The organism is Enterococcus sp. FZMF (assembly GCF_030263915.1).
Taxonomy (GTDB): Bacteria; Bacillota; Bacilli; order Lactobacillales; family Enterococcaceae; genus Enterococcus_D; species Enterococcus_D casseliflavus.
In genome coordinates this window covers 2,272,653-2,295,711 of the sequence record NZ_CP127160.1, presented here as the reverse complement: position 1 = coordinate 2,295,711, position 23,059 = coordinate 2,272,653, and the positions used below count along the sequence as shown (strand labels likewise).

Below are 23,059 nucleotides of genomic sequence, written 5' to 3'. Positions count from 1 at the left end.
AATCATTAGTTCTACACAAGAAAATCTTGTGTGCCTAACCTTTTCAGTTAGGAACGTTTCGCACCATAAAAACTTTTGACATCGATAAATAAGATATCGCGTTTTGGCTCGAGCGCATAATTAAAACCACCCATTTTTATCACTCCTTACCGAGATTATACGAACGTTTGTTCTTTTTTGTCAAGCGAACAGGAGCGGATGAGGGGGATTTGTTTTTTTATAGAGAGGTTATTTTTGTTTTATAATGATGGGAAACGTTGGCTTATAAGGAATACATTCATTTCAGATTATCGGAATTCGATTGGACATAAATACGGGGTTTTGTCTTTTTACCCGAAAAACGGATAAAAAAACAGCCGCTCCATTGGACCGACTGTCGTAGCTTAAATCAATTTTCGGCAGATAGGGTTGCAAACAAACTTAAGAGATTGCCGTCTATATCTTTGACAATGGCATAGCGTTGCCCCCAAAAGGCAGACCAAGGTTCTTTGAAAGACTGATACCCGGCAGCAACGACTTTTGCATGAAGGGCATCAACTTCTTCAGGAGAATCACATAAAAAGGCTAATTCAATTGTATCACCCACAGTCATTGGTGCATGTCCGTAGATCCCAGCAACCATCTGGCGGCTATTCAAGGAGATGCGAACCCCGTCGTTTGCTAATTCCATATAATCTTCTGAGTGCTGACCTAATGGCGTGAAGCCAAGTACTTGATAAAAAGCCAGTGCCTGTTCCATGTTTTTTGTGATAATACCGACCATATCTAGTTTCATTGTTTTCTTCCTTTCATGTGGGCGTTCTTTACATAACAGTCAATGCAGTTGCTAGCAATGAAGATCACCTCGTTTCTGTCAGACGGTAATGGTGCAACCGTTCAGTCAACGTACCAGTATGCAATTCAAACAAATGGTTGTCATCGTCATAAAAATAAATAGAAGCACCTTCGCCTTTGCTGCGGGAACGATCTTTTTCGATCTTCAATCCTAGTCCTTGGATGCGCGTAATCAAGGAATCGATTTGAGCTTGATCGATTTTAAAGGCAATATGGTTATACGTTTTCGGCAGCTTCTGAGAGGCATCCTCCATAACGGCAAGCCATAAGCCATCGATCAAAAAGAATTTTTCTGGGAAGTAAGAATGGGTCTGATCTTGACTATCATAAACTTCCTCTGCATCAAACAATGTTTCCAGCATCGTTGTCGTCTTTGCTAAATTCTGTACGATCAACGTGATATGGGAAATCTCCATCGCATCAATACTCCTTTGCTATGACGAAATAGGGGAAAGAGAAACAATCAGTATCAAAAGAAGCACTATGTTAGTGATTGTGAAATACCAAGAGGAAGAGCAGAACATAAAACAGTGCATCTGTTGCGCAAGGAATAAGTTTCTTCGTGTATTTTGTCCAAAAGAAGACATTTATTAAGAAAAGGACAATCACCGTCGGTAGGCTAAAGGTCCAAGCAGGGTGTTTGATGAAAATGAAAAGCATATTTCCAATAAGAGCAAAAAGAAAAGCGCCATAAAACAGACGATAGTTACTAGGTAGATACGCAAAATTGCCAAGCATGGGTTCACCTCCTATAGGCAGTATAGCATGAAAGGGTCGATCGGAGCTCAAAGTATACAGAAAAGGTGGCAACGGGAGAGAGCGGCTTCATATTATAGTTATTGCCAAAATCATCTCGCGCATAATCGCGGGAGAGATACTGCAAAAAATTTCGGAAAATAAAGCTGTCGCTAATCGCCCCTGAAACTTTTGTGGTTGCTCATGGGTTCGCCTTATTCTTCCGCCAGAAAAAAAGCAGCAGTGCATTCACTAAGTGAATTTGGCTACTGCCTGCTTTTTTTTATGATGGACAAAGAGAGACAATAAAACGATGAAAAGAATAGTTATTCGATGTGTTCCAGGAGAAGCTTTTCTGAGCAATTTAGGCAAAGGATCGGCGCGTTTATCAGTGCTAATTCTTTTCTGGGTTTTAGTTGGTAAGCAGAAGCTTTCGGCGGAAACGGCCATTTTGTCCAAACGACTTCCCCTGTGTCGATCACTTTTTTGCAATGGTTGCAACGAAACTCTTTTTCTTCTTTGTTAAACATTTAATTTCTCCTTTTTTCTATACATTATACATTAAAATTTATTTTTGTGACTTTACAAAGAAATGGCTTAAAAGTCCAAAGAAGAGAAGTCAAGAAGCAGCTAAAACAAAGAGTAATCAAGGAGACGATGCAATTACTATCTAAGTTTGAAAGAACAAGGGCTAATAGAAGGGGAGTTCCATTCAAAACCATCACCTCAAAGCTAGTTTTTACAAAAAAAGAAGTTCGCAAACGCCTTGGTTATCAGCGTTTGCGAACTTCTTAAATAGCATTATTTTGTTTCGCGGTGTAAAGTAACTTTTCTTTCGCGTGGGCAATATTTTTTCTTTTCCAAACGATCAGGATTGTTACGTTTGTTTTTGTTTGATAAGTAGTTGCGTTCTTTACAAGAAGTGCACTCTAATGTGATGTTTACGCGCATGATTTTCCCCCCTAACGATACAAGAATCCTCTAAGAAATCTCTCAGACTAAAATATAATAGCATGTTTCGTGAGGGAATGCTAGCTTTTTCCTGAAATTTGTTAAGTAGTTTTACTTGACGAATTTCTTGAAACCCATTAGTCCAATTTGCTCTGGATATCTTCGATCATTTTGGTATAGGCGATCGGACCGTTGTAGAGCCAGCTTGATTCAGGGCCGAATTCCCATAAATGATTGTTTTTGACTGCATCAAGATTTTGCCAGACTTGTTCACTGAAAAAATCAGCGCCTTTATCACTATTCACTAAAATCAGGTAATCGGCATCCAATTCTGCTAATTTTTCCAGAGAAACGGCAGACCAATCAGCAGTGGCACTTTCACTGATTTCCGAAACCAGTGCGGGAACTTCAAACCCGAGTTCGTGATACAGCAGCTGACCGCTTGATTTTGTTTCTGAAACCATGAAGACAGAGTTATTGACCACCCATAAAACAGCGATCGACTTGCCTTGGATTTGATCAGCGTACGTTTCCTTGGTAGCAGCGACTAAGTCATCATAATCAGCTTCTACTTGGGCAGCTTGCTCTTCTTTGTGTAACAACTTTGCGATATCTGTCAGACGTTCCCGCCAAGTCACGTCTTCGCCATTTGTGACCACATAGGTCGGCGCAATTTTATTGTATTGATCATATTTGTCGCCTTCCACCATGAAATTGCTATCCATCAGCAGCAGGTCTGGCTCAAAGCTCAAGACATCTTCAAAGGGCAGATCGTAGTTGATCCTTGGAACCTCCGCCAGTTTGTCTTGCAAGTATGCTTGATCACTGTCATTGCCGACGGTCCATTGAGCAACCGGTTTTACCCCTAAAGCGACCAAATAATCTTCCAAATAACTACCAATCACCCGCTGTGGGTTTTCGGGAACAGTGACTTCATTTCCCATCGCATCGGTAAAGGTTGTTGCTATTTCTGAAGAAGTAGTGGCTGATCCACTGCTATCCGTTGAGTCATTATTCGTGCTGCAAGCACCCAGTAGGGTAAGGGAGCAGGCAGCTAGCAGGGTAAGCCAAGTACTTCTTTTTGACCATTGTTTCATAGAAACATTTCCTCCTTTGTTACATGTTGAGCACTTATTATTTTAATTGAGAATAATTCTCATTTGCTGATAGCTATTATCACGAAGAAACGCGCCTTTGTCAATCTTATTTTTTTATTTCCTTTTTTTAGAACTATTGACGAATAGTAGGATTACATTCATAATTGATAAGCATTATCAATCATTTATTTTGGGGACGAATATGGCGAAATTACGAACAGTTGACTTGAGTGTCGGCTATCAAAAACAAAAAATTGTGCAAAATCTAACAATTGAGATGCCAGAAGGGAAAATCATCGGCTTGATTGGTCCGAACGGCAGTGGGAAATCGACGTTTTTAAAGGCACTTGCCCGAATTTTACAGCCATTGTCTGGTGAGGTCCTTTTAGATGCACAAAACCTGCAAAACATCAAAACCAAAGAAGTAGCGAAAAAGATTGCGCTGCTCTCACAAGTTAGCGATTCATCGATTGGCTTGACGATTCGCGAAATTGTTTCTTATGGTCGTTTTCCCTATCAAAAAGGACTAAATAGTTTATCGGAACAAGATCTTGCGGCGATCGACTGGTCCTTGAAGGCAACGGGTTTGACAGCACTAGCAGATGAAACGATCAGCACGCTGTCAGGGGGACAAAAACAGCGCGTTTGGATCGCCATGGCACTTGCGCAAGATACGGATATCGTTATTTTAGATGAACCAACCACCTTTTTAGATCCAGCGCATCAATTAGAAATTTTGCTCTTATTACAGCAAATCAATAAAACCTACGGAAAAACGATCATTATGTCGATTCATGACCTGAATCATGCCTCACGTTTTTCTGATTATATTTATGCATTAAAAGGTGGAGAACTGTTGGTCTCTGGTACACCAGAAACAGTGCTGACCAAAGAGTGGCTGCAGCGTTTGTTTGAGATCGACGCCATGTTAGGAACCTTTCCTAATAGCACAAAGCCATTGGTCTTGACCTATGAGTTAGGAGCCCAAGCATGAAAAAGTTTTCTTGGTTGCTGCTGCTTTTTAGCGGCTGCTTTATTATCTGTTTCTTTTTGGCGATCACCCAAGGCGCTGCAGACCTTTCCTTTGAAACGATCTGGGATGCTATCTTTGCTTTTGATTATGAGAATCAGCTGCATCAAGTCTTGCGCAATATTCGATTGCCCCGTGTGTTGGCTGCTTTTCTAGTAGGAAGTTGTTTTGCTGTTACGGGAGCTATCATGCAGGGAATTACGAAAAACGCTCTGGCAGATGGCGGTCTTTTAGGTGTCAACAGTGGGGCTGCGATGGGATTAGCGATCGCATTTATCCTATTTCCTAGTATTCAACCGAGTCAAGCGGCGCTATTTTCGTTTTTTGGTGCCTTTGCGGCAACTGCGCTGCTTTTTTTATTGACTCGCTATGCCAAATTGGGTATGTCACCTACAGGTTTGATTTTGGCTGGTGTGGCACTAAGTTCTTTTTTCTCAGCCATCAGTCAGACCCTGTCACTGCAATTTGATTTAAATCAAGAGCTAGCCTTTTGGTTTATCGGTGGTGCCGCAAATGTGACTTGGCAGCAACTGCGTTTTGTGGGCCCCATCTATCTGATTGCCATCGTTTTTGTGCTACGTCTAGGAAAAGCGTTGAATCTGTTAGCGCTAGGAGATGACACCGTCATTTCATTAGGCAAGCACCCGCATTTGATTCGGGCATCTGCCTTACTGTTAGTCGTAGTTTTGGCGGGAATGGCGGTTTCGCTTGTTGGACCGGTCAGTTTTGTCGGCTTAATGGTTCCTCATGTCGTGCGGGGAATGGTGGGCAAAAACTATCAACTGATTTTGCCTTTGACGATTCTTGGAGGGGGAACACTGGTGATGGCCGCTGATCTGGCTGGCCGCCTGATCAATCCGCCCTTTGAGACACCCTTTGGGATACTGATGGCATTGATTGGTGTGCCTTTTCTATTGATCAAGATACGGAGGGAAGGCTGATGAAAAAAACACTCTCTGTTTTTTTCCTACTGCTGATGGTCGCTTTTTTAGGAAGTGTCATGGTGGGAAAAACAATTTTATCCTTTCAGGCATTAGGGGCAATCTTTCAAGGAACGGCATCTTCGAGTCAAGTACTGACTTTTACTGAGTTTCGACTACCACGGGCTTGTCTAGCGCTGATCGCTGGTGGTGCCTTTGGTTTTTCTGGGTTTGTCTTGCAAGGAGTAACGAGAAATGAGTTGGCTGATGCAAGTATCGTAGGAATCAACAATGGGGCAGGGCTCTTTGTGATGATCTACTTAGGTTTTTATACCCAAGGATCGCAGCTTTTGCCTGTCGTTGGGATCATCGGTGGTTTATTAGCTGCTGTACTGGTCTATTTGATTGCCTATAAACACCGCCAATTGTTGTCGATGGAGCGAGTGCTACTGGCGGGAATCGCCGTCAATGCAGGGCTGGCGGCGGCTACCTTACTCTTTACGGTGGAATTATCAAAAGACCGCTATCGCTTTGTAACAGCGTGGCTTTCTGGTTCGATTTGGGGAACTTCTTGGCAGCAAATCACCAGTCTGCTTCCTTGGGTCATCGTATTGTCTGCCGCAGCTTTCTGGACCGTACCAAGGCTTAACTTACTTGGCTTTGGCGAGGAGCAGGCAATTAGCTTAGGGGTTTCTTTGACCCGTTTGCGGACGTGGTTTTTAGTGATCGCGGTTGGTTTGGCTGCCAGTACGGTTGGCTATACTGGTAATTTAGCCTTTGTGGGCTTATTGGCGCCTCATATCGCTAAGGGACTCATCGGCAGAGAATCTCGCAGTGCCTTTTTCTTAGCGGGAATGATCGGCAGTCTGCTAGTCTTAGTCAGTGATACGATCGGTCGTTTGCTATTGACAAGCGGCGAGATCCCAGCTGGTATCATCATTTCTATCGTGGGGGCACCGTACTTTGTCTTTTTGCTGATCCGACGTAAAGAAGGATGAGCAACTAGTCATGATCTTGTCAAGAAATCTGCGATTCTAGTTTGCTATTTGGACACAGTTTTTGGTACTATTTCTGAGAGGAGTGATCCAATGGAAAAACCAGTCATTAGAGAGCACATGATCCAAACATTAAAACAAATGCCAATCAAACAAAAGCAGCAGAAAGAAACGCTGATTTTGCAGTTGCTGTTTTCTTCTCAGATTTGGCAAACAGCTGAGTCAGTAGGTGTGATCCGTTCGTTGCCATTTGAATTTGATACAGCGGCTATTTTTGCTAAAGGATTTGAACAAAACAAACGAATCGCAGTGCCGAAAGCACAACAGCAAAAATTGCAGTTTTATCATGTGGAGCCGACAACACGTTATGAAGCGTCGGCATTTGGAGTTGAAGAGCCGATCAGTGAGCAAGAAGCCCATCACTTGGATTTGCTGATTGTTCCCGGTTTGGCGTTTTCTAAAAACGGCTATCGCATCGGCTTTGGCGGTGGCTATTATGATCGTTTCTTGTCAGCTTTCGATGGCAAGACCGTTTCTTTGGTCTTCGGAGAGCAATTCAACGATCAATGGACACCAGATGTATTCGACATCCCAATCGATAAAATCTATACGGATTTTCTTATTCGCACGTAAAGGAGCACGTCAATGAATTCTCAAATGAAAAGATGGCTGAATCAGCCGGTCTTCACGTATCTGTTTTTAGCTATCCAAACAATAGTGTTTATCTTAGGTTATTTTAGTCCCTCTATTCAATCAGGCGGGGTGATGTTTGGTCCGTTTGTCGTTTATTTAAATGAATATTGGCGTTTCGTTACCCCGATCTTTCTACATTTCGGTTTGGCTCATTTTGCGATCAATTCTGTGATTCTGTATTATATGGGGCAGCAAGTAGAAGCCATCTATGGTCATAGCCGTTTTTTTGCCTTGTATTTGCTAAGCGGCATCATGGGCAATACCATGAGTTTTGCCTTCAACCAAATAGGGGTTCAATCAGCAGGCGCTAGTACTTCTTTATTCGGACTTTTCGGGGCATTTTTGATTTTAGGTTGGCATTTTAGAAATGATTACCGCATCCAAGCAATGGTACGGCAATTTGCCCTATTCGTTGGATTGAACCTGGTTTTTGGGGTGTTTGATCAAACGATCGATATGTGGGGACACATTGGGGGGATCCTCGGTGGGTTATTACTAGGGAATCTTTTGGCATTGCCAAAGAACTACGGAAAATATTCGATCCACACCAGAATCCTCTCTGGCGTACTCTTTGTTTTCTTATTGGCTATTTTTGTGATATATGGTTTTAAAAAATATTAATTACTTGTATAATAAGCAGGAAGTGGTTAAATGGAAACGTTATATGACGTACAACAATTACTGAAACAATTTGGTGTTTACGTATATGTCGGCAAGCGGATCTACGATATAGAACTGATGCAAATCGAGCTGAAAAACTTTTATGACAGTCGCTTGATAGATCGGGATGTATATCTGACTGCCCGGCGAATTCTTACGCGGGAGCATCGAATTGAAGAAAGCCGGGAGGAAAACAAGTGATGGACAAAAAAATCATCGGAATTGATTTAGGCGGAACAACGGTGAAATTCGCTATTTTAACGAGCGAAGGCGAGATTCAGCAAAAATGGAGTATTGACACCAATATTCTTGATGAAGGCTCACATATTGTGCCAGAAATCGTGGCATCGATCAATCATCGCCTAGAATTATATGGCTTACAGCCAGAAGCATTTATCGGTATTGGTATGGGGACACCAGGAAGTGTCGATCGTGACAAAGGAACCGTTATCGGTGCCTACAATCTGAACTGGAAAACACTTCAGCCAGTCAAAGAACTGATTGAAAAAGGCACAAAAATCCCCTTTGCCATCGATAACGATGCCAATGTAGCAGCTTTAGGTGAGCGCTGGAAAGGGGCAGGGGATAACAATCCTGATGTCATCTTTATCACACTAGGTACAGGTGTTGGCGGCGGTATCATCATGGAAGGGCAATTGCTTCATGGTGTTGCTGGTTGTGCTGGAGAAATCGGTCATATCACTGTTGATCCTGAAGGGTTTGAATGTACTTGCGGCAAACGTGGTTGTTTAGAAACGGTTTCTAGTGCGACGGGTGTTGTGCGAGTTGCTCGACAGTTGGCAGAAGAATATGCTGGCGATTCGGCATTGAAACAGCAGCTGGACAATGGGGAAGATGTTTCAAGTAAAGATATTTTTGAAGCGGCTCAAGCAAACGATCCATTTGGCTTGATGGTCGTTGATAAAGTGTGCTTCTACCTTGGGTTGGCATGCGGAAACTTAGGAAACACATTAAATCCATCAAGTATCGTTTTAGGTGGAGGCGTATCAGCAGCTGGTGAATTTTTACGTGAACGGGTTGCTGCCTACTTTGCTCAGTTTACCTTCCCACAGGTAACGGAAAGTACCGAAATCAAATTGGCAGAACTTGGGAATGATGCCGGTGTAATCGGGGCAGCATCATTAGCTTTGCAATTTGCAGCAAAAGCTTAGATGCCAAGCTGCTAGGCAATGATACATTCAAGCAGCATAAATCAAAAAAAGAATGATTGTTACAATAGAGAGGAATAGAAGAAATGACACCAATTATGTGGCTAAACTTGGTTTTGGGATTAATCATCTTAGCAATCGCTTTGAACTGGGCGTATTTTCAAATCATGGGACGCCGTTCAGCAACGATCATCTCAGAAGATGAATTCAAAGCAGGAATGAAGAAAGCCCAAGTGATCGATGTTCGGGAAAAAAATGAGTTTGACAGTGGACATATTTTAGGGGCGCGTAATATTCCTTTTACTGTTTTGACGAATTCCTTCAGCGCATTTCGTAAAGATCAACCGATCTACTTATATGACACGCGTAAATCGTTGAGTATTCGCGCAGCGAATAAATTACGTAAAGAAGGCTTTACCAATGTCTATATCCTAAAAGAAGGATATGAAGGCTGGAGCGGCAAGACGAAAAAGAAAAATAGTTTATAAAACAGAGAACTCAAGGCAAAAGAACACAAGCAAATTTGAATGAGTGACGAAACACCAAACGGAGTGTTTCAAGTAAGTCATTGTTCAATTTACATTGTGGGCTTTTGCCTTTATTTGAACTTAGGTCTATTAATAAGGAGAGTGTGCGTTGATCAAGCGAAAAAGAATTTATGAAGCGGCGGAAACGACAGATGGCTATCGGGTATTGGTGGATCGCATCTGGCCTAGAGGGATGAAAAAGGAAACAGCTCAGATCGATCTATGGCTCAAAGCAGTCGCACCAAGTACTGAATTGCGCAAATGGTTTGGGCATGATCCTGAACGTTTTGATGCGTTTAAAGACCGCTATCTACAAGAATTAGAGAAAGCGCCCGCAAAAGTTGCCTTGGCACAGTTAAACGCGTTGGTTGCTGAACAAGAGACCGTGACCTTACTATACGGAGCGAAAAATGAAGAACAAAATCAAGCCGTGATTTTGCAGGACTTATTGGAGAAGGAAGAATGATTACCTAAAAGAGCCGCCAGCCTATTGAAGGCTGACGGCTCTTTTGTAGCAAATGATTAACGGGCAACGCTTTTACGCATCGCACGTTTCCGTTTTTCATCATGATCCGCTTGTTGTTCATCAATTGGATCAATCACTTGTTTCTTGACCGTCATAACAACACTTGCAGCTGCAGCAACCGTTGCGACTGTTCCTACTAAAAATCCTGAAAGAAATCGTTTCATCATTAAACACCTCGCCTTTAGTTATAGGTTCATTATGAATGAAAACGGAAAAAATATCAAAAAAAATCACTTTTGGGATTGAAAACGCTTGAAATAATTTAGTAAATATTTTACAATAAGTTTACTAAAAAGAAAGTGGGAGTGAGAGAAATGGAGCAATTGCAACAGATATTTATTGATAAATTTGGAACAGAAGGCACAGGCATGTATTTTGCACCAGGGAGAATCAACTTGATCGGTGAACACACGGATTACAATGGCGGTTATGTTTTCCCGGCGGCGATCACATTAGGGACGTATGCAGTAGCGCGAAAACGTGAAGACCAGTTGATCCAACTCTATTCAGAGAACTTTCCAGAAAAAGGCGTGATCTCCTTTTCGTTAGATGAGCTGGATTACCGAAAAGAAGATGATTGGACAAACTATCCGAAAGGGGTCGTTCGTTTCCTAAAAGAAGCAGGGCAAGTGATCGATCGAGGCTTTGACATCGCTTTTTATGGCAACATTCCGAATGGCGCAGGTCTTTCTTCTTCGGCATCGATTGAATTGCTGACGGGGGTTTGTCTAAAAGATCTCTTTGATTTAACCCTGACGACCTTGGACTTAGTTAAAATCGGCAAGAAAGTCGAAAATGAGTTTATTGGCGTTAACTCAGGGATCATGGATCAATTTGCGATCGGAATGGGTCAAAAAGACCATGCATTGCTTTTAGATACGAACACGTTAAATTATGAAGTCGTACCAGCGGCATTTGGCGATTATGTCGTAGCGATCATGAATACCAATAAGCGTCGCGAATTGGCTGATTCTAAATACAATGAACGACGTGCAGAATGTGAAGAAGCATTGGCTCGTTTGCAAAAATCATTAGCCATTGATTCATTGGGCGCATTAGACGAAGCAACCTTTTTTGCAAATACAGCATTGATCGATGATCCACGCTTGATCAAACGGGCGAAACATGCGGTGACGGAAAACCAACGGACATTGAAAGCAAAAGCTGCTTTGACTGCTGGTGATCTTGAAGAATTCGGCCAGTTATTAAATGCCTCCCATGCTTCATTGCGAGATGATTATGAAGTGACAGGGCATGAACTAGATACACTAGTCGCAGCCGCTCAAGCGCACCCTGCTGTTCTAGGTGCGCGGATGACGGGTGCGGGCTTTGGCGGTTGCGGGATCGCATTGGTCAAAGCAAGTGAATGGGCTGATTTCGAAGCGTCAGTCAAAGCAGCCTATTTAGCAGAAATCGGCTACGCAACCGACATTTATCAAGCAAGTATTGATGATGGTGCACGAAAACTGTAGAATAAGAAACGATGAAGGAATGAAGAAAGAAGGCTGAAAATATGGCGATTTTAGTATTAGGAGGAGCCGGCTATATCGGTTCTCATGCAGTCGATCAATTGATCGAACAAGGAAAACAAGTCGTTGTCGTTGACAATTTGCTGACAGGACATCGCCAAGCGATCCATCCAGCAGCAACCTTTTATGAAGGAGATATTCGCGACAAAGCATTTTTACAATCGGTATTTGAAAAAGAAACGATCGATGGCGTGATTCACTTTGCTGCCAGCTCTTTGGTGGGAGAATCTGTGGAAAAACCATTGAAGTATTTCAACAATAATGTGTATGGGATGCAGGTCCTCTTAGAAGTGATGAAGGAACATCAAGTGAAACATATCGTCTTTTCCTCTACAGCAGCAACTTATGGGGAACCTGACCATAGTCCAATCACGGAAGAAACCCCAACAAATCCTAAAAATCCATATGGCGAAAGCAAGTTGATCATGGAAAAAATGATGCGTTGGTGCGATGAAGCTTATGGAATGAAGTATGTCGCATTGCGTTATTTCAATGTGGCTGGCGCGAAGTCGGATGCTTCGATTGGTGAAGACCATGATCCAGAAACACACTTAGTACCGATCATCTTGCAAGCTGCTTTAGGACAACGTAAAGAGGTTGCGATTTTTGGGGAGGATTACGATACTCCAGATGGTACTTGTGTTCGCGATTATGTCCATGTTGAAGATCTGATCGCTGCTCACCTGTTGGCATTAGAATATTTACAAAAAGGCAATGAGAGCAATGTCTTCAATTTAGGCAGCAATCATGGGTACTCTGTGAAAGAAATGGTGGAAGCTGCTCGCAATGTAACGAAAAAAGAGATCCCAGCCAGAGTGGCGCCTCGCCGTGCCGGTGATCCAAGTACCTTAGTGGCATCGAGTGAAAAAGCACGAAAGGTTTTAGGCTGGAAACCAGTCTATACCGACGTCGAAGCAATCATCGAGACTGCTTGGAATTGGCATGTCAGCCATCCAAATGGGTATCAAGGTCAGGAGGAATAACCAATGACGATCAGCCAAACAATCAGCGATTTCGTCACTTTAGCAATCAAGGCTGGCGGCTGGATGGAAATGGATCGTATTTATTTGCAAAACCGAGTACTAGCCATGATCGGGGAAGCTGTTTTTGAGCCCAGTGAAATTCGTTCTGTCGATCGTTCTTCCATTGATTTGATGGACGAGCTGGTGGCATGCGCTTTGAGCAATCAGCAATTTGGCGATTCTCACGCAGAAAGAGAAATCTTTGAAGCCCAGTTGATGGACTTTTTGACGCCACCGCCTTCAGTAGTCAATGCTTTTTTTGCGCAGCATTATGCCAATGATCCTAAAGAAGCGACGGATTATTTCTTTGAGCTGTGCCGTCAAAATGATTACATCAAGACTCGGGCCATCGCAAAGAATATCGTGTTCCCAGTTGATACCGAATATGGGGAGATCGAGATCACGATCAATTTATCAAAACCTGAAAAAGATCCCAAGCAAATAGCGAAAGAAGGAGCTGCTGCTTCTGTAGATTATCCGAAATGTATGTTGTGTTTGGAAAATGAAGGCTACCAAGGACGAGTCAATTATCCAGCGCGGACCAACCATCGGATCATCCGTATGAATTTGGATAATGAAGCATGGGGCTTTCAATATTCGCCCTATGCCTACTACAATGAGCATTCGATTTTTCTCTCTTTAGACCATCGTCCTATGAAAATCAATTTGCAAACCTTCGCTCGCTTGTTGCAGATCATTGAAGTGATGCCGCATTATTTTGTCGGGTCCAATGCCGATCTGCCGATCGTTGGGGGTTCGATCTTGTCTCATGACCATTATCAAGGAGGACGGCACACGTTTGCCATGGCAAAAGCGCCGATCGAGCAACGCTTTTCTTTAACTGGTTTTCCTGATGTCGTTGCGGGGATCGTGAAGTGGCCAATGTCGGTGATACGACTACAAGCGAAAAACAAACAAAAATTAGCCGCCGCTTGCCAATATGTGTTAGCCCAATGGCAACAGTACTCAGATCCAAGTGTTTCGATCAATGCCTTTTCAGAAGATGGAACGCCTCATCATACGGTGACACCGATCGCACGCAAGCAAGGAGAGCTGTTTGAAATGGACTTAGTCTTGCGGGATAATAATGTTTCCAAAGAACATCCTGACGGCATTTTTCATCCGCATCAAGAAGTGCAGCATATCAAAAAAGAAAATATTGGATTGATTGAAGTCATGGGCTTGGCAGTTTTACCGCCGCGTTTAGCTCCTGAACTAGAAGAAGTGACTGCTTATCTATTGGATCAGCCCAATCAAATCGCGGCATACCATGTTCCTTGGGCAGATGCGATCAAAGCCCAGCACCCAGAATGCAATGCCGAAAACGTGTCGCAGATTTTACGTAATGCATTAGGGGAAGTCTTTACACAAGTATTGACGCATGCAGGCGTCTTCAAGCGAGACCAGACAGGGCAAGCGGCCTTTGCTCGCTTTATAGCTACTTTATAAAAAAGTTCCCCGCAAAAAAAGGAGGCTGGAAGATGGCAACGATTAAAGATATTGCACAACAGGCTGGCGTCTCGCCAGCCACTGTATCACGGGTGCTGAATTACGATTCAGAATTATCGGTCAGTTCTGAAACCAAAGAGAAAATTTTTAAAGCCGCAGAAGCACTCAATTACACAAAACATAAAAAAAAGAGTCAGCCAGAAACCAGTAGTATGCGCTTGATCCAATGGTTTGATACCGAGGAAGAATTAGCGGATCTTTACTACTTAGCGATCCGTATCGGGATTGAAAACAAAACCGAAGAATTAGGGATTCGTTTGCTGAAAGAACCCTACGAAGGATTGACTGATACCGCAGTCGATGGAACGATTGCACTAGGAAAATTCGATGATCACCAGATTCGACAATTGAAAAAAAGCCAATCCAATTTGTTGATGGTCGATTTTGACGCATTGGCTCAGGGCGTCAATTCTCTGGTAGTGGACTTTCAACAAGCGGTGGATTTAGTGATCGATGACTTTATTGCAAAAGGCCACCAAAGGATCGGCTTGTTATCAGGCGTTGAGTTTACCAAGGATCATCACCAAGAAATCGAAGACCCTCGGCGCCGAATTTTTGAGGAACGGCTCCGTCGGTTGAAGCTGCACCACCCACAATATCACCTAAGCGCACCGTTTACAGTAGAGGGCGGTTATGAGGCGATGAAAGAGTATTTGCAGCAAAACAAAGAGTTGCCAAGTGCTTTATTTGCTTCCAGTGATGCCTTAGCGATTGGCGCTATGCGTGCTTTGCAAGAAAAAAACATCAAGATTCCTGAGGAGATCGCAATTATCGGCTTCAACGATGTCAGTGTTGCAAAGTACGTCTTTCCGACGCTATCAACCATCAAAGTTCATACGGAATGGCTGGGGGAGCTGGCAGTGACGACCTTGCTGGATATCATTACGAATGCAGCTCCCGTACCTCGCAAAGTTACGATCGCAACGGAACTGATTACGCGCCAATCCTCCTAGCAACCAGTTGAATTACCGAAGGATGTCGTTACACACGTCAACTGAGTTTTAATGGAATAACAAAAAAATGACTATCGTCTTACCCGAACCTTTAAACAGCCTCGTCGGTTTGCAGCTGCAGCCGTGCTTGCTTTTTTCAAAGGTTCGGGTATTGTTGTCCTATTGCTTTTTTTCTAAACGCAGGCATCTTTTTGGAGACTTGGTTGGGCATTTGATTAGAATATGGTAGAATATGAGAGAGTTTTTTGAATGGGGAGAAGATAGATGAAAACATTAGCGATTGATACCTCAAACCAGACACTGGCGGTTGCGGTGGTCGATGGTCAAGAAGTGTTGGGACAAAGCCAGACGATGGCGATCAAAAACCACAGCACAGCATTGATGCCTGCCATTGATGGATTGATGCAAGCGGTGGGGATGGCACCTAAAGAGCTGGAGCAAATCGTTGTTGCGAAAGGTCCTGGTTCATATACAGGTTTGAGAATCGGCGTCACAACAGCAAAAACGCTGGCGCAAACATTGAACATCCCGCTGATTGGTGTTTCTAGTTTGAAAGCAGTCGCTGCCAATTGTGTGGGCGTATCGCAAGTGATCGTGCCGTTGTTTGACGCTCGCCGTCAAAATGTCTACGCAGGTGCCTACCAATGGCATAATGGGACCTTAGAAAAAAGGATCAAAGACCAGCATATCTCACTGTCTGAATTATTGACCCAGTTAAAAGCAGTCGATGGTCAAGAAGTGCTATTTGTCGGCGCCGATACCATCAAATTTAAAGACATGATCGAGGCGGAACTGCCGACAGCCCATATCAATCAAGTATCGTTATGGAATTACCCGAATGGCGTTGTTTTAGCTGCTATTGCGAAAGAAGAAGCGCCGGTCGCTTCGATCCATGATTTTGTACCAGACTATTTAAAATTAGTTGAAGCCGAAGAAAAATGGTTAGCCTCGCATGAACCGGGAGTGGATGCCTATGTTGAAAAAATTTAAAACGATGACGGGAAAGCTGGCTCTTTTCCGTCAGATTCAATACCCAGAGCGTAAAAAAGAGATACGAGGGGAAACGTACGTTGTTCGTGAATTAGTCGGAGATGACATTAAAGAGCTGCTGCAGGTGGAGCGTCTCGTGTATGCTGGGGAACTGCCTTGGACCAAGAGCGCCTTTTTGTCAGAGCTTTATTCACGGGTCAAACATCTTTATTTGGGCATCTTGCATAATGAGCGGATGATTGGGTTTATCGGGGTGCGGATTTTAGGCGCTGATGCCCATATCACCAATATCGCGATCATTCCTGATTATCAAGGAAAAGGAATCGGTTCTTTCTTGCTAGGAGAAATCGAACGTTATGCACGGAAAAACAAATGCGACCGTTTGACATTAGAAGTTCGCCTGGGCAATCGTGATGCGCAACGTTTGTATCGGACCCTTGGGTTTGTTTCACAGGCGATTAAAACGGCGTACTACACCGAAGGCAATGAAGACGCATTGGATATGGTGAAATTTTTAAATGACTAACGAACAAGCAGATCAAACGATCCCGACACCGCAAATGCTCTGGTCATTGGCAGATCAGAGCTATCCCTTTGGCTCGCCTTGGAATGTGCAGCAATTTCAACAAGATTTGCAAAACAGCAACAGTCGCTATTTGTTCCGTTATGGAAAAACCAATCAAGAGCTGATTGGGTTTCTCTGTTTTCAGCAAGTGCTGGATGAAGCAGAGCTGTTTAATGTAGCGGTTTTACCAGCGTATCAAGGTCGCGGTTTGGCGAAAGAATTGTTGAAGCAAATGGAATCGCTCGTGGAACAAACCGATGGTCGGCGCATCTATCTTGAAGTGCGTGTGTCGAATTTGCAAGCACAAGCTCTTTATTTACGTATGGGCTATACAGTCATCGGTCGTAGAAAAAAATATTACAGTCATCCAGAAGAGGATGCGTTGATTATGGAAAAGAAAGTAGGCGGACAAAAATCAAATGAATGAATTGATTTTAGCCATTGAAAGCAGTTGTGATGAAACCAGTGTGGCAGTGATTAAAAACGGCGACACCATTTTAAGTAACATTGTTGCTTCGCAGATCAAGAGCCACCAGCGCTTCGGCGGTGTCGTACCAGAAGTCGCTAGTCGTCACCATGTCGAACAGATTACTTTATGTATCGAAGAAGCATTGACACAGGCCGACACCCAACCTGAAGAGTTGTCAGCTGTTGCTGTTACCTATGGTCCAGGGTTGGTTGGGGCACTGTTGATTGGGCTTTCTGCAGCAAAAGCCTTTGCGTGGGCCCACAGCTTACCGCTGATTCCGGTCAATCACATGGCAGGACATATTTATGCAGCTCGCCTAGTGAAGCCATTGGTTTTTCCTTTAATGGCATTATTGGTCAGTGGTGGCCACACAGAATTGGTGTATATGGCAGAAGATGGCTCTTTTGAGATCATCGGTGAAACGAGAGATGATGCCGCTGGTGAAGCCTATGACAAAGTCGGTCGTGTTCTGGGGTTGCCTTATCCTAGTGGGAAAGAAATTGATCGCCTTGCGCATCTAGGCAGTGATACGTATCACTTTCCTCGAGCAATGATACAAGAAGATAATTTTGATTTTAGTTTCAGCGGCTTAAAGAGTTCCTTTATCAATTTTGTGCATAATGCACAGCAAAGAGAGGAAGCTTTGTCAGTAGAAAATCTAGCAGCTAGTTTCCAAGCCAGCGTTGTCGAAGTATTGGTTCACAAAACGTTGCGGGCGTGCCAAGCTTATCCTGTAAACCAGCTGATCGTTGCTGGGGGAGTCGCGGCGAATCAAGGCTTGCGTGACGCTTTACAAAAAGCGATGCAGGAATTGCCGGAAGTGGAATTGTTGATTCCACCGTTGCGTCTTTGCGGAGATAATGCGGCCATGATTGGAGCTTATGCCCATGTTGCGTTGAAAAAGCAGCGCTTAGCAGATCTTTCATTGAATGCTGATCCAAGTGTCAGCTTTGCCCATACGATTTCTTAAGATGATTGCACCTAAGATCCGTTCTTAGGTGTTTTTTTTTTTGTTTCTTTATGAGCAAATAGAAGATTTTGTTGTATTTTATTTCATCATTTGATATTATCATGTATAATTATTAGTTAATTGAAGGGCGGGTATGCAATGACATCGGTTTTTAAAGGACGCAGTTTTTTAGCAGAAAAGGATTTTACAAAAGAAGAACTACAATATTTGATTGATTTTTCCCAGCACTTGAAAGGGATGAAGGCCAACAATCAACCACATCGTTATTTAGATGGCAAAAACATTGCACTTTTGTTTGAAAAGAATTCGACACGGACGCGAGCAGCCTTTACGGTTGCAGCGGTGGATCTGGGGGCACATCCGGAATTTTTAGGGGCCAATGATATTCAGTTGGGGTCTAAAGAATCTGTTGAAGATACCGCCAAAGTATTCGGCCGCATGTTCGACGGGATCGAGTTTCGCGGCTTTAGTCAACAGGTTGTCGAAGATCTGGCCAACTATTCAGGTGTACCTGTTTGGAATGGCTTAACGGATGAATGGCATCCAACGCAAATGATTGCTGACTTTTTAACCATTCAAGAAAACTTTGGTGAGCTGACTGGCTTGACCATCGCATACTGTGGGGATGGGCGCAACAATGTCGCTAATTCTTTATTAGTGACCAGTGCGATTTTAGGGGTCAATATTCATGTCGTCACCCCGAAGGCCTTGCAGCCAGAAGCAACCATCATCGCACAGGCACAAGCCTATGCCAAGCAATCGGGCGCAAAGATTTTGGTGACTGATGATGTGGATCAAGGTGTTCTAGGCGCTGATGTCGTGTATACCGATGTTTGGGTATCAATGGGTGAAGAAGAAAAATTCCAAGAGCGGATCGAACAGCTGCTGCCGTATCAAGTCAACCAATCGTTGATGAAAAAAACACAAAACGATCAAGTGATTTTTATGCATTGTTTGCCAGCATTTCATGATGATCAGACCACGTATGGCAAAAAAGCAGCGCAGGCGTATGGAATTTCTGAGATGGAAGTCACTGATGAGGTCTTTCGCAGTAAGTATGCCCGTCAATTTGATCAAGCCGAAAATCGTTTGCACTCAATCAAAGCGATCATGGCAGTGACTGCTGGAGATCTATTTATTCCTAAAGTATAAAATAATTTTTTTTGAAAATGCCAAAATCTCGCTAGCCAAACAAACATTTCTTTGCTATACTTTCTGGGAAGTAAATAGCCTTGATTTGATGAAACAAGAGAAGTAGCGATTCGAGTATCAGTTAGCGAGTTCGGGGTGGTGGAAGCCGAATTGATCAGATTGTGAAACGCACTTGTGAGAATTTGCCAAGCAAACGGAATTCTGCCGTTATCAGAAAAAAGTAGGTCCGAAAAGGACAATCAGAGTGGTACCGCGGGAAATCTCGTCTCTAGTGCATGTTATGCGCTAGAGGCTTTTTTTGTTTTTATCAATCATTTCTTGCGTTAAAAACATACAGCTGTTTGCTTGCTTCAAACAACTTTTCATCAAAACATGGGCTCAGTCATTATAGGAGGGATACTATGAATAACAAAGAAATCGTCGCACAAGCCATCCATCAAGTAGTAAAAGAAGATCTATCGATCGAACAAGTTCAGCAACTACTGGAAAATCCAAAGTCAGCTGACCATGGGGATGTGGCATTCCCAGCCTTCTCGCTAGCAAAAGTCTATCGGAAAGCGCCGCAGCAAATTGCCGCAGACTTAGCAGAAAAAATCGATCAAGCGTCTTTTGAAAAAATTGAAGTGGTCGGTCCATATTTAAACTTCTTTATGGATAAAAAAGCAATCTCTGCCCATGTCTTAGAGATGGTTCTCAAAGAAAAAAATCATTTTGGCGATCAAACCATCGGCAATCAGCAAGCAGTACCCATCGATATGTCTTCACCAAATATTGCCAAACCCATCTCAATGGGGCATTTGCGTTCCACTGTGATCGGTAACTCGATCGGCTTTATTTTAGAAAAAATCGGTTACCAGCCAATTCGCATCAACCATTTAGGCGACTGGGGCACACAATTTGGGAAATTGATCGTGGCCTATAAAAAATGGGGGTCAGAAGAAGCGGTCAAAGCGGAACCAATCAACGAACTGTTGCGTTTGTATGTTGATTTTCACGAAGCTGCCGAGACAGATAAACAATTAGAAGATGATGCGAGAGCTTGGTTCAAGAAACTCGAAGATGGTGACCAAGAAGCAATGGATTTGTGGCAATGGTTCCGTGATGAATCATTAAAAGAATTCAATAAAATCTATGATATGTTGGAAGTTTCCTTTGATTCATTGAATGGCGAAGCTTTCTATAATGATAAAATGACAGAAGTCGTGGAATTATTAGAGGAAAAACACTTGTTGAAAGAAGACCAAGGGGCAGAGATCGTTGATTTGGCTGCGTATGACTTAAATCCAGCCTTGATCCGCAAATCCGATGGTGCGACTCTTTACATCACACGGGACATGGCTGCTGCATTGTACCGCAAACGGACCTACAATTTTGCTAAATCATTGTACGTGGTAGGAAATGAGCAAAGTTATCACTTCAAGCAATTAAAAGCTGTTTTGAAGGAAATGGGCTTTGAGTGGGCAGATGATATGACCCACGTACCATTTGGATTGATCACCAAAGATGGGAAAAAATTATCTACGAGAAAAGGGAAGATCGTTCTTTTAGAAGAAGTATTGAATGAAGCGATCGATTCAGCGAAAGAACAAATCACTGAAAAGAACCCAACGCTTGAAAACAAAGAAGCAGTTGCAAAACAAGTCGGTGTCGGGGCAGTCGTTTTCCACGACTTGAAAAATGACCGTTTGAATAATTTCGACTTTACGCTAGAAGAAGTTGTCCGTTTTGAAGGAGAGACCGGACCCTATGTGCAATATTCTCATGCCCGTGCCATGAGCATTCTTGAAAAAGCCGACTTTGATCCTGCTGCTGTCAGCAGTTTGTCATTGGCAGATACTGAGAGCTGGGAAGTCATCAAATTGATTCAGCGCTACCCAGAAACCGTGCTGCAAGCAGCAGAAAAATATGAACCATCCGTCATTGCTAAACATGCCATCAAATTGGCACAGGCCTTTAATAAGTATTACGCCAATGTGAAAATCTTGGCTGAAGATGCGGAAAAAGACGCACGTCTGGCTCTAGTTTATGCAGTAACGACCTTATTAAAAGAAGATTTACGGTTGCTTGGTTTACATGCACCCGACAAAATGTAACAAAAAAAGCTGTGTCCTTGTTTCGACAAGGACACAGCTTTTTTGTAGTAAAAATACAGATAGGTCACATTTGTTCGGTGTCTTATAAGACCGCGTGGTTTCTGATAAATTGATAAAAAGTTTCAGCATCTTCGTCGCTGCGGGAAATCACCGCTACTGTATCAAAGCCCGCCAACGAGCAAACTTTTTCTGGCATAGTCACTTCATCGATCGCAGCCGAAAGCAAAGGCGCATTGTCCGCAACGGTATGGATCAACGTCATAAATTGCACACGATCTACTTTAGTGACAACGTCTTCGATCATCTGTATCAAACGCTGCTCTTCTTCTTTTTCATCTTCTGACGATTGCATTCCTTGAAAAATGACAAACTTCGTCTGACCAGTTTCATCGGGCACTTTCACGATTTTCAAATCACGAATATCGCGAGAGATGGTCGCTTGCGTGGCGGAGACGCCTTGGGCTTCCAATTGCTGCAATAATTCTTCTTGCGTGCGTACAGTATGTTCAGTAATGATTTGTCTAATAAGTAAATGGCGATCAGCTTTTCGCATAGGTAAACTCCTTTAAGCATGATTGATTAAGTCAGCCTTATCATAGCAGATAAAGCCGAAAAAACCTAGATATAATAAGAAAAGAATTAGAACGTTAAAAAAAAGCTGGACCACGAATCGTAGTTTTTCATTTGAATCAGTTGCATTTCTTTTTTAGCTACTGTATACTGTTTAAGGCGTGAGTTTTTCACGTCAATCCCACATCTTGTTCCATCTGCGAAGCGGTGCTGATCGATTCAGTTCTTCAAGGAGTAAAAGAGCAAGAGAGGAAAACAAAAAAACCAAATTGGAGGAAACACAACATGGCAGTAATCTCAATGAAACAATTACTAGAAGCCGGCGTACACTTTGGTCACCAAACTCGTCGCTGGAACCCAAAAATGAAGAAATATATCTTCACAGAAAGAAACGGCATCTACATCATTGATTTGCAAAAAACAGTGAAATTAGTAGACGCAGCTTACGACTACATGAAAAATGTTGCTGAAGAAGGCGGCGTTGCATTGTTCGTAGGTACTAAAAAACAAGCACAAGAAGCAATCAAAGAAGAAGCAATCCGTTCAGGTCAATACTATGTTAACCATCGTTGGTTAGGTGGAACTTTGACAAACTGGGAAACAATCCAAAAACGTGTTGCTCGTTTGAAACAAATCAACAAAATGGAAGAAGATGGCACATTTGCTGTTCTTCCTAAAAAAGAAGTCGTTGGCTTGAACAAAGAGCGCGAACGTCTTGAAAAATTCTTAGGCGGTATCGCTGATATGCCAAGAATTCCAGATGTAATGTACGTTGTTGACCCACGTAAAGAACGTATCGCGATCCAAGAAGCACGCAAATTAAATATCCCGATCGTAGCGATGGTCGATACAAACTGTGATCCAGACGAAATCGATGTTGTTATCCCATCAAATGATGACGCTATTCGTGCCGTTAAATTGATCACTGCGAAAATGGCAGATGCTTTCATCGAAGGTAACCAAGGCGAAGACCAAGTAGCAGAAGAAGATTTTGCTGCTGAATCAACAGAAAACGCAACTTCAATCGAAGAAATCGTTGATGTTGTCGAAGGCGACAACGCATCAGCTGAATAATAAATGATGGAGCTGTTTCAAAGGCT

General features: G+C 43.0%; 27 protein-coding genes and 1 other annotated feature. Of the genes, 20 read left to right on the top strand and 7 right to left on the bottom strand.

All coding sequences use genetic code 11. The annotated features are described in order from the left end of the window. Nucleotides 1-388: 388 nt before the first annotated feature. From QN079_RS11110 to QN079_RS11090, 5 genes are all read right to left on the bottom strand, one after another. Nucleotides 389-775 (bottom strand): VOC family protein, encoded by a 387-nt coding sequence (locus QN079_RS11110; RefSeq protein WP_289229759.1) that lies wholly within the window; start codon nucleotides 773-775, stop codon nucleotides 389-391. 64 nt (nucleotides 776-839) lie between these two features. Then, a complete protein-coding gene (gene fosX, locus QN079_RS11105; protein WP_289229758.1) occupies nucleotides 840-1,250 on the bottom strand; it encodes a FosX/FosE/FosI family fosfomycin resistance hydrolase in 411 nt (136 codons plus the stop codon). 645 nt (nucleotides 1,251-1,895) lie between these two features. Then, on the bottom strand, nucleotides 1,896-2,099 hold the full coding sequence (locus QN079_RS11100; protein WP_015510062.1) for a hypothetical protein: 204 nt from the start codon (nucleotides 2,097-2,099) through the stop codon (nucleotides 1,896-1,898). 271 nt (nucleotides 2,100-2,370) lie between these two features. Continuing rightward, nucleotides 2,371-2,520 carry a 50S ribosomal protein L33 gene (rpmG, locus tag QN079_RS11095; protein ID WP_005229384.1) on the bottom strand — a complete coding sequence of 50 codons (150 nt, stop codon included), beginning with the start codon at nucleotides 2,518-2,520 and terminating at the stop codon, nucleotides 2,371-2,373. 137 nt (nucleotides 2,521-2,657) lie between these two features. Next, complete coding sequence (locus QN079_RS11090; protein ID WP_289229757.1) at nucleotides 2,658-3,617, bottom strand: ABC transporter substrate-binding protein; 960 nt, start codon at nucleotides 3,615-3,617, stop codon at nucleotides 2,658-2,660. A 202-nt stretch (nucleotides 3,618-3,819) separates the two neighbouring features. On the opposite strand from QN079_RS11090, the gene QN079_RS11085 reads away from it, so the two are divergent. The 9 genes from QN079_RS11085 (at nucleotide 3,820) to QN079_RS11045 (ending at nucleotide 10,077) form a co-directional block, all read left to right on the top strand. Further along, a complete protein-coding gene (locus tag QN079_RS11085) occupies nucleotides 3,820-4,611 on the top strand; it encodes an ABC transporter ATP-binding protein (RefSeq protein WP_289229756.1) in 792 nt (263 codons plus the stop codon). Continuing rightward, on the top strand, nucleotides 4,608-5,588 hold the full coding sequence (locus tag QN079_RS11080; RefSeq protein WP_086338042.1) for a FecCD family ABC transporter permease: 981 nt from the start codon (nucleotides 4,608-4,610) through the stop codon (nucleotides 5,586-5,588). The genes QN079_RS11085 and QN079_RS11080 overlap by 4 nt, the downstream gene beginning before the upstream one ends. Further along, on the top strand, nucleotides 5,588-6,565 hold the full coding sequence (locus QN079_RS11075; protein ID WP_087627760.1) for a FecCD family ABC transporter permease: 978 nt from the start codon (nucleotides 5,588-5,590) through the stop codon (nucleotides 6,563-6,565). Before QN079_RS11080 ends, QN079_RS11075 begins: the two co-directional genes overlap by 1 nt. 90 nt (nucleotides 6,566-6,655) lie before the next feature. Continuing rightward, the gene (locus tag QN079_RS11070; RefSeq protein ID WP_289229755.1) at nucleotides 6,656-7,195 is read left to right on the top strand and encodes a 5-formyltetrahydrofolate cyclo-ligase; all 540 of its coding nucleotides are present in this window, start codon (nucleotides 6,656-6,658) and stop codon (nucleotides 7,193-7,195) included. Nucleotides 7,196-7,207: 12 nt separating this feature from the next. After that, nucleotides 7,208-7,876, top strand: coding sequence for a rhomboid family intramembrane serine protease (locus tag QN079_RS11065; RefSeq protein WP_005229393.1), 669 nt, complete (start codon nucleotides 7,208-7,210; stop codon nucleotides 7,874-7,876). 30 nt (nucleotides 7,877-7,906) lie between these two features. Then, nucleotides 7,907-8,116 (top strand): YqgQ family protein, encoded by a 210-nt coding sequence (locus tag QN079_RS11060; protein ID WP_005229394.1) that lies wholly within the window; start codon nucleotides 7,907-7,909, stop codon nucleotides 8,114-8,116. Continuing rightward, nucleotides 8,116-9,087, top strand: coding sequence for an ROK family glucokinase (locus QN079_RS11055; protein WP_005229395.1), 972 nt, complete (start codon nucleotides 8,116-8,118; stop codon nucleotides 9,085-9,087). The genes QN079_RS11060 and QN079_RS11055 overlap by 1 nt, the downstream gene beginning before the upstream one ends. 83 nt (nucleotides 9,088-9,170) lie before the next feature. Next, nucleotides 9,171-9,572 carry a rhodanese-like domain-containing protein gene (locus QN079_RS11050; RefSeq protein ID WP_005229396.1) on the top strand — a complete coding sequence of 134 codons (402 nt, stop codon included), beginning with the start codon at nucleotides 9,171-9,173 and terminating at the stop codon, nucleotides 9,570-9,572. Between the two features lie 148 nt (nucleotides 9,573-9,720). Then, nucleotides 9,721-10,077, top strand: a complete 357-nt coding sequence (locus QN079_RS11045) for a DUF488 domain-containing protein (RefSeq protein WP_016610725.1) — start codon at nucleotides 9,721-9,723, stop codon at nucleotides 10,075-10,077. A 56-nt stretch (nucleotides 10,078-10,133) separates the two neighbouring features. Here QN079_RS11045 and QN079_RS11040 read toward each other — a convergent pair whose 3' ends face one another. Continuing rightward, nucleotides 10,134-10,301: a DUF3042 family protein gene (locus QN079_RS11040; RefSeq protein WP_017144401.1), complete on the bottom strand. Its 168-nt coding sequence runs from the start codon at nucleotides 10,299-10,301 to the stop codon at nucleotides 10,134-10,136. A gap of 150 nt (nucleotides 10,302-10,451) precedes the next feature. Between QN079_RS11040 and QN079_RS11035 the strand changes: the two genes are divergently transcribed. The 10 genes from QN079_RS11035 (at nucleotide 10,452) to argS (ending at nucleotide 21,389) form a co-directional block, all read left to right on the top strand. Beyond that, entirely contained in the window at nucleotides 10,452-11,609 is a 1,158-nt protein-coding gene (locus QN079_RS11035) for a galactokinase (protein ID WP_010749309.1), read from the top strand. A gap of 41 nt (nucleotides 11,610-11,650) precedes the next feature. After that, nucleotides 11,651-12,649: a UDP-glucose 4-epimerase GalE gene (gene galE / locus QN079_RS11030; RefSeq protein WP_005229400.1), complete on the top strand. Its 999-nt coding sequence runs from the start codon at nucleotides 11,651-11,653 to the stop codon at nucleotides 12,647-12,649. A gap of 3 nt (nucleotides 12,650-12,652) precedes the next feature. Then, on the top strand, nucleotides 12,653-14,137 hold the full coding sequence (galT, locus tag QN079_RS11025; protein WP_289229754.1) for a UDP-glucose--hexose-1-phosphate uridylyltransferase: 1,485 nt from the start codon (nucleotides 12,653-12,655) through the stop codon (nucleotides 14,135-14,137). Between the two features lie 32 nt (nucleotides 14,138-14,169). Further along, nucleotides 14,170-15,150 (top strand): LacI family DNA-binding transcriptional regulator, encoded by a 981-nt coding sequence (locus QN079_RS11020; RefSeq protein ID WP_060792273.1) that lies wholly within the window; start codon nucleotides 14,170-14,172, stop codon nucleotides 15,148-15,150. A 264-nt stretch (nucleotides 15,151-15,414) separates the two neighbouring features. Then, the gene (gene tsaB / locus QN079_RS11015; protein WP_142965321.1) at nucleotides 15,415-16,140 is read left to right on the top strand and encodes a tRNA (adenosine(37)-N6)-threonylcarbamoyltransferase complex dimerization subunit type 1 TsaB; all 726 of its coding nucleotides are present in this window, start codon (nucleotides 15,415-15,417) and stop codon (nucleotides 16,138-16,140) included. Next, the gene (gene rimI, locus QN079_RS11010) at nucleotides 16,124-16,666 is read left to right on the top strand and encodes a ribosomal protein S18-alanine N-acetyltransferase (RefSeq protein ID WP_005237007.1); all 543 of its coding nucleotides are present in this window, start codon (nucleotides 16,124-16,126) and stop codon (nucleotides 16,664-16,666) included. Before tsaB ends, rimI (QN079_RS11010) begins: the two co-directional genes overlap by 17 nt. Continuing rightward, nucleotides 16,659-17,132, top strand: a complete 474-nt coding sequence (gene rimI, locus QN079_RS11005) for a ribosomal protein S18-alanine N-acetyltransferase (protein ID WP_005229417.1) — start codon at nucleotides 16,659-16,661, stop codon at nucleotides 17,130-17,132. The genes rimI (QN079_RS11010) and rimI (QN079_RS11005) overlap by 8 nt, the downstream gene beginning before the upstream one ends. Continuing rightward, nucleotides 17,125-18,144 (top strand): tRNA (adenosine(37)-N6)-threonylcarbamoyltransferase complex transferase subunit TsaD, encoded by a 1,020-nt coding sequence (gene tsaD, locus QN079_RS11000; protein ID WP_015510054.1) that lies wholly within the window; start codon nucleotides 17,125-17,127, stop codon nucleotides 18,142-18,144. Before rimI (QN079_RS11005) ends, tsaD begins: the two co-directional genes overlap by 8 nt. 138 nt (nucleotides 18,145-18,282) lie before the next feature. Beyond that, nucleotides 18,283-19,296, top strand: a complete 1,014-nt coding sequence (gene argF, locus QN079_RS10995; RefSeq protein WP_005229421.1) for an ornithine carbamoyltransferase — start codon at nucleotides 18,283-18,285, stop codon at nucleotides 19,294-19,296. Between the two features lie 79 nt (nucleotides 19,297-19,375). Continuing rightward, nucleotides 19,376-19,569: a binding site (T-box leader), on the top strand. 128 nt (nucleotides 19,570-19,697) lie between these two features. Then, complete coding sequence (gene argS / locus QN079_RS10990) at nucleotides 19,698-21,389, top strand: arginine--tRNA ligase (RefSeq protein WP_015510052.1); 1,692 nt, start codon at nucleotides 19,698-19,700, stop codon at nucleotides 21,387-21,389. Nucleotides 21,390-21,471: 82 nt separating this feature from the next. On the opposite strand, the gene QN079_RS10985 is transcribed toward argS, so the two are convergent. Then, nucleotides 21,472-21,942, bottom strand: a complete 471-nt coding sequence (locus tag QN079_RS10985; protein ID WP_005229424.1) for an arginine repressor — start codon at nucleotides 21,940-21,942, stop codon at nucleotides 21,472-21,474. 302 nt (nucleotides 21,943-22,244) lie between these two features. Here QN079_RS10985 and rpsB point away from each other — a divergent pair, with 302 nt between their 5' ends. Next, nucleotides 22,245-23,033: a 30S ribosomal protein S2 gene (gene rpsB / locus QN079_RS10980; protein ID WP_005229426.1), complete on the top strand. Its 789-nt coding sequence runs from the start codon at nucleotides 22,245-22,247 to the stop codon at nucleotides 23,031-23,033. Nucleotides 23,034-23,059 lie beyond the last annotated feature (26 nt).